Origin of the sequence: Streptomyces sp. NPDC059900, from assembly GCF_050270335.1 — a bacterium.
Classification (GTDB): Bacteria; Actinomycetota; Actinomycetes; order Streptomycetales; family Streptomycetaceae; genus Streptomyces.
In genome coordinates this window covers 1-4527 of the sequence record NZ_JBNNJZ010000622.1, presented here as the reverse complement: position 1 = coordinate 4527, position 4527 = coordinate 1, and the positions used below count along the sequence as shown (strand labels likewise).

Below are 4527 nucleotides of genomic sequence, written 5' to 3'. Positions count from 1 at the left end.
GGTCTACGCGACAGCGGCCTCCTTCACCTCCTCCGCGATGTGGGCCGCAATCGACGGACGTCGCTTCGACGCCGCCCAACGCCACTTCGACCGCGCCTCCAGCCTCGCCGGCATGTCCGGAGATCTCACGATCCAGTTCCGCATCTGGTCGCATGCCGGGTCGCTCTACCGTCATCTGGGGCGGCCGGTCGACGCGTTGGCCGCCAACGACGCCGCCCGGCGCCTATCCATCACACGCCGCGACCCGCTGTTCGCAGCGCTCGGGCACGCGCGGCATGCCGCGATCCACGGCATCCAGGGCGATATCGGTGCCATCCACCGCACCCTCGGCCTCGCCCAGGAAGCCTTCGACCGCGCCCAGCAGGATGAGCCGCGCCCGGTGTGGATGACCGCGTTCTTCGATCGCGCCGAACTGCACTCCCTGGCCACAGCCGCGCACCTGTCCGCCCGCGACTACGCCACCGCAGAAGCCCACGCCCACCGCAGCCTGGCCGCGCTGCGCCCGGAGCTGGAGCGCACACGCGCCATCACCACCGCCCGTCTCTGCCGGGCCCAGCTCGGGCAGGACGACCTGGACCCCGCCGTACGTACAGCGATGGCGATCCCCGAGGCCACACTCACTCACCCCCGCGTACTGGGCCTACTCATCGGCTTCACCAACACCCTGCACCGTCAAGCCCCCACCAGCACCCAGACCCGCCTGTGGGACGCCTACGCCCAACAGCACCTCCGGAGGACCCCATGACGACCGACCTCGTCCACGCCCGCGACATCGACGACGTGTGGGAGACCCTCATCGAGGTCTATGCCGACGTCCGCCAAGCCCAGTTGCACGATCCGCACTACAGCGTGGAGCGCTACGCCGAGCGCCTGGCCCGTCATAGCAAGGAACAGGGCTGGGAGACGGTCGTCGCCTACGAGGATGGGGCGCCGGTCGGGTATGGGTACGTCAACGCACTCACCCCGGTTGAGGACCGGTGGTGGACGCGGGTGAAACCGCAACTCGACGAAGGAGTGACCGGAGCATCGACCGTGGGGATCAAGGAAATGATGGTCATCGAGCCCTACCGGCGACGGGGTATCGCCAAGCTCATCCATGACGAACTGCTTTCCCAGCGCGACGAGCCGCAGGTGTCCTTGATGGTGTCCCCGACCAACCAGGACGGCCGGGTGCAGGCCCTGTATTCGAAGTGGGGCTACGAAGTGGTGGGGCGCAGTCAGCCCTCCCCCGATTCGCCGCCGCTGACGGTCATGATCAGGGGCAGGGTGCTCTAGACACCGCACCAACCTGCCGCCGTGCCCGCGGGTACGCGGGTGTTCTCATCGCCTTCTCATCCCCGTGGGCCGGCGGAGACAGAGACGAAATGTGCCGAGCGGTGAGGATCGAGGAGCAGATGAGAACCCCCTCGATCACGGAGACTCCGCATGCAGAAGCCGATTGCCATCGCCACGTTCGCGCTCATCACGTTCGGCACGCTCGCAACGACTGCCGCTGTCGCCAACGCTTCCGGCTCCCCGAGCGAGGGACGCGGGCACACCGTCCAGCGCCCCGCGCACACCGGCTCCAAGCCCGCCGACAAGCCGGGCAAGGACTCGTACTCGACGACACTGGAGAAGCCCGCCGGGATCGACTCGGTTCCCTCCCGGCAGCGCTGACCCGCACCTGCACCGCAGGCGTGCCCCATCGGCTGATGCCGGTGGGGCACATTGCGGGACACCGCTCCATCCGGTGTCCCGCAGAGGTGTGGGCGTCCTGCTAGGCCACCAGGGACCGTCCGATGATCTCCTTCATGATTTCGGTGGTTCCGCCGTAGATACGCGTGGCCCGGCTGTCCGCCCAGGCTCTGGCCACTGCCTGTTCGAGCATGTAGCCGTGACCGCCGTGCAGTTGGACGCACGCGTCAAGGACCTGTCCCTGGAGTTCGGTGCACCACCACTTGGCCTTGGCCGCGTCCTGCGGCGTCAGGGTTTTCTCGTTGCATTCGCTGACGCTGCGATCCAGGTACTGCTGGGCGACGTCGGTGGCGGTGGCGAGTTCGGCCAGGCGGTGGCGGACCGTCTGCTGTGCTGCCAGCGGCTGGCCGAAGGCGTGGCGTTCGCGGACGTACGTCAGGGTCCAGTCCAGGGCGGCCGTTGCCTGGGACAGGGCGCTGACGGCGATGGAGAGGCGTTCCTGGCTCAGGTTGCGGGTGAGCGCCTTGAAGCCGCCGCCTTCCTCGCCCAGCAGGTTCGCTGCGGGGATGCGTGCACCGGTGAAGGCAAGTTCGGCGGTGTCCTGGGCGTGCATGCCGACCTTGTGCAGGCGACCGGCCCTCTGGAAGCCCTCGGTGTCGCGCTCCACCATCAGCAGGCTGAGGCCCTGGTGCGGGTGGGGGCCTGTGCGGACGGCGGTGATGATGAGGTCGGCGTTGATTCCGTTGGTGATGAAGGTCTTCGCGCCGTCGACCACATAGTCGTCACCGTCCTTGACGGCCTTGGTGCGGATGGCGGAGAGGTCGGAGCCGGTGCCCGGTTCGGTCATCGCGATCGCGGTGATCAGCTCTCCGGAGGCGATTTTGGGCAGCCAGCGCTTCTTCTGCTCGTCGGTGGCGAGAGTGAGCAGGTAGGGAAGGCAGACGTCGGACTGGAGGGTGGGGCCCAGGAGGGCGGGGGCGACGGCGGCTGCGGCTGCTTCTTCTTGCAGGATGACGCTGTAGCGGAAGTCGTGGATGCCGGCGCCGCCGTACTCGGGCGGTATGGCGATGCTCAGGGCGCCGAGCGAGCCGAGGCCGGTGAACAGCGTGCGGGGCACGATGCCGGCGCTCTCCCAGTCCGGGTAGCAGGGCACCACGTCCTTCTTGAGGAAGGCGCGGACGCTGTGGCGGTAGTCCTCGTGCTCGGCGTCGAACAGGATGCGCTTCATGGGGTGTTCCTCACATGGAGAAGCCGCCGCCGCAGACGAGTGTCTGGCCGCTGACGTAGTCGGAGTCGGGGGTGCACAGGAGGTAGACGGCGCCGGCCGCTTCGGCGGGCGTCCCGGCGCGGCCCAGGGGGATGCTGCGCTCCATGGCGGTCAGGAGATCGGGATTGACGCCGACCTTGATGTCGTTGCCCTCGACGTGGATCGTGGCGTCCTGGTCCGCTGCCGCTTCGGTGAGGCGGGTTTTGATCAGTCCGAAGGCCACGGTGTTGACGGTGACGTTGTAGCGCCCCCATTCCTTGGCCAGGGTGCGGGTCAGGCCGGTGACGCCGGCCTTGGCGGCGGCGTAGTTGGCCTGGCCTGCGTTCCCGCCGAGGCCGGCGATGGAGGAGATGTTGACGACCTTGCGGCAGCGCGGGGTCCCGGTCTGTGCTTCCTTCTTGGCCGCGGCGCTGATGACGGGCTGCGCGGCGCGCAGGATGCGGAACGGTGCCTTGAGGTGGACGTCCAGGACGGCGTCCCATTGCTCGTCGGTGAGCTTTTGGATGACGGAGTCCCAGGTGTATCCGGCGTTGTTGACGATGATGTCCAGGCCGTCGAAGTGGTCGAGGGCGGTTTGGACGAAGCGTTCACCGAATCCGTCGTCGGTCACGTTGCCCACGCAGGCCACCGCGGTGCCGCCGATGGTTTCGATGGCGGCGACGGTGTCCTTGGCCGGCTCGGGGTCCAGGTCGTTGACCACGATCCTGGCGCCTTCGCGGGCCAGCCGGAGTGCGATGTCGCGGCCGATCCCGCGGCCCGAGCCGGAGATGATGGCGGTTTGTCCTTCGAGTGTTCCCATGATGGTTCCCTTGTTGAGTGGGGTGTTGCGCCGCTGCCGTGCGCGGGGCCGGCGGCTAGGCGCCGGGCAGTGCCACGGCTGCCTCGCCGCGCAGGGTGGTGGTGCCGTCGGCGAGGGTGACGGTGACGGCGAGGGTTGCCACGCGCTCTCCGTCGATGTCGTCGACGGCGGTGACCCGGCCGTGGCAGACGGGCGCGGCGTGCACCGGGGTGATGGCCGTGAAGCGGACGGCGAAGCGGCGGATGGCGGACTGGTCGACCCAGCCGGTCAGGAGCCGGCCGAGGTAGGCCATCGAGAGCATGCCGTGGGCGAAGACGTCGTCGAGTCCGGCCTCGCGGGCGGCGTCGATGTCGATGTGGATGCGGTTGTGGTCGCCGGAGGCGCCGGCGAAGAGGGCGAGCGTGGTGCGGGAGATCTCCGGCAGGTGCAGGGGCGGCAGTTCGGTGCCCACGGTTACGGGGGTCACGGTGCGGGGACCTCGTTTCGTACGACGGTGATGGTGCGCAGGTCGGCGACGTGAGTGCCGTCGGCGCGGGTCACGGTGGTGTCCTTGGTGAGCAGGTCCAGTGCGCCGCCGTTCTTGCTGCGCACGTCGACGATGGTCGAGCGGGCGGTGAGGGTGTCTCCGGCGTGCGCAGTGCGGTGGTAGGTGAATTCCTGTTCTCCGTGCAGGACGTGCAGCATGTCGACGCCGAGGGCACGGAGGTAGGCGAAGGGGTCGGGCTGTTGCAGCTCGATGCCGAACAGGAAGGTCGGCGGGACGGGCAGGTCGGGGTGTCCTGCCTCG

General features: G+C 68.7%; 7 protein-coding genes. 3 read left to right on the top strand and 4 right to left on the bottom strand.

Going from position 1 to position 4527, the window contains the following annotated elements:
* The 3 genes from ACQKIP_RS40545 to ACQKIP_RS40535 form a co-directional block, all read left to right on the top strand.
* Window positions 1-745 (top strand): hypothetical protein (locus ACQKIP_RS40545; RefSeq protein WP_427745320.1); only part of this gene is annotated, 745 nt, incomplete at its 5' end.
* Entirely contained in the window at window positions 742-1275 is a 534-nt protein-coding gene (locus ACQKIP_RS40540; RefSeq protein ID WP_365853630.1) for a GNAT family N-acetyltransferase, read from the top strand. The genes ACQKIP_RS40545 and ACQKIP_RS40540, both read left to right, overlap by 4 nt.
* Before the next feature lie 150 nt (window positions 1276-1425).
* Entirely contained in the window at window positions 1426-1656 is a 231-nt protein-coding gene (locus tag ACQKIP_RS40535) for a hypothetical protein (RefSeq protein WP_365853632.1), read from the top strand.
* Window positions 1657-1756: 100 nt separating this feature from the next.
* Here the strand turns inward: ACQKIP_RS40535 and ACQKIP_RS40530 are convergent, their stop codons facing one another.
* The 4 genes from ACQKIP_RS40530 to ACQKIP_RS40515 form a co-directional block, all read right to left on the bottom strand.
* On the bottom strand, window positions 1757-2902 hold the full coding sequence (locus tag ACQKIP_RS40530; protein ID WP_365853634.1) for an acyl-CoA dehydrogenase family protein: 1146 nt from the start codon (window positions 2900-2902) through the stop codon (window positions 1757-1759).
* A 10-nt stretch (window positions 2903-2912) separates the two neighbouring features.
* Window positions 2913-3740: an SDR family NAD(P)-dependent oxidoreductase gene (locus ACQKIP_RS40525; protein ID WP_365853636.1), complete on the bottom strand. Its 828-nt coding sequence runs from the start codon at window positions 3738-3740 to the stop codon at window positions 2913-2915.
* A gap of 55 nt (window positions 3741-3795) precedes the next feature.
* Complete coding sequence (locus tag ACQKIP_RS40520) at window positions 3796-4206, bottom strand: MaoC/PaaZ C-terminal domain-containing protein (protein WP_365853638.1); 411 nt, start codon at window positions 4204-4206, stop codon at window positions 3796-3798.
* The coding region (locus ACQKIP_RS40515; RefSeq protein ID WP_427745319.1) for an FAS1-like dehydratase domain-containing protein at window positions 4203-4527 on the bottom strand (325 nt) is incomplete at its 5' end. The genes ACQKIP_RS40520 and ACQKIP_RS40515, both read right to left, overlap by 4 nt.

Bases quoted from the DNA above. Each gene is read 5' to 3' on its own strand.
- ACQKIP_RS40540 (WP_365853630.1), top strand. From the start codon at position 742: ATGACGACCGACCTCGTCCACGCCCGCGACATCGACGACGTGTGGGAG.
- ACQKIP_RS40535 (WP_365853632.1), top strand. From the start codon at position 1,426: ATGCAGAAGCCGATTGCCATCGCCACGTTCGCGCTCATCACGTTCGGC.
- ACQKIP_RS40530 (WP_365853634.1), bottom strand. From the start codon at position 2,902: ATGAAGCGCATCCTGTTCGACGCCGAGCACGAGGACTACCGCCACAGC.
- ACQKIP_RS40525 (WP_365853636.1), bottom strand. From the start codon at position 3,740: ATGGGAACACTCGAAGGACAAACCGCCATCATCTCCGGCTCGGGCCGC.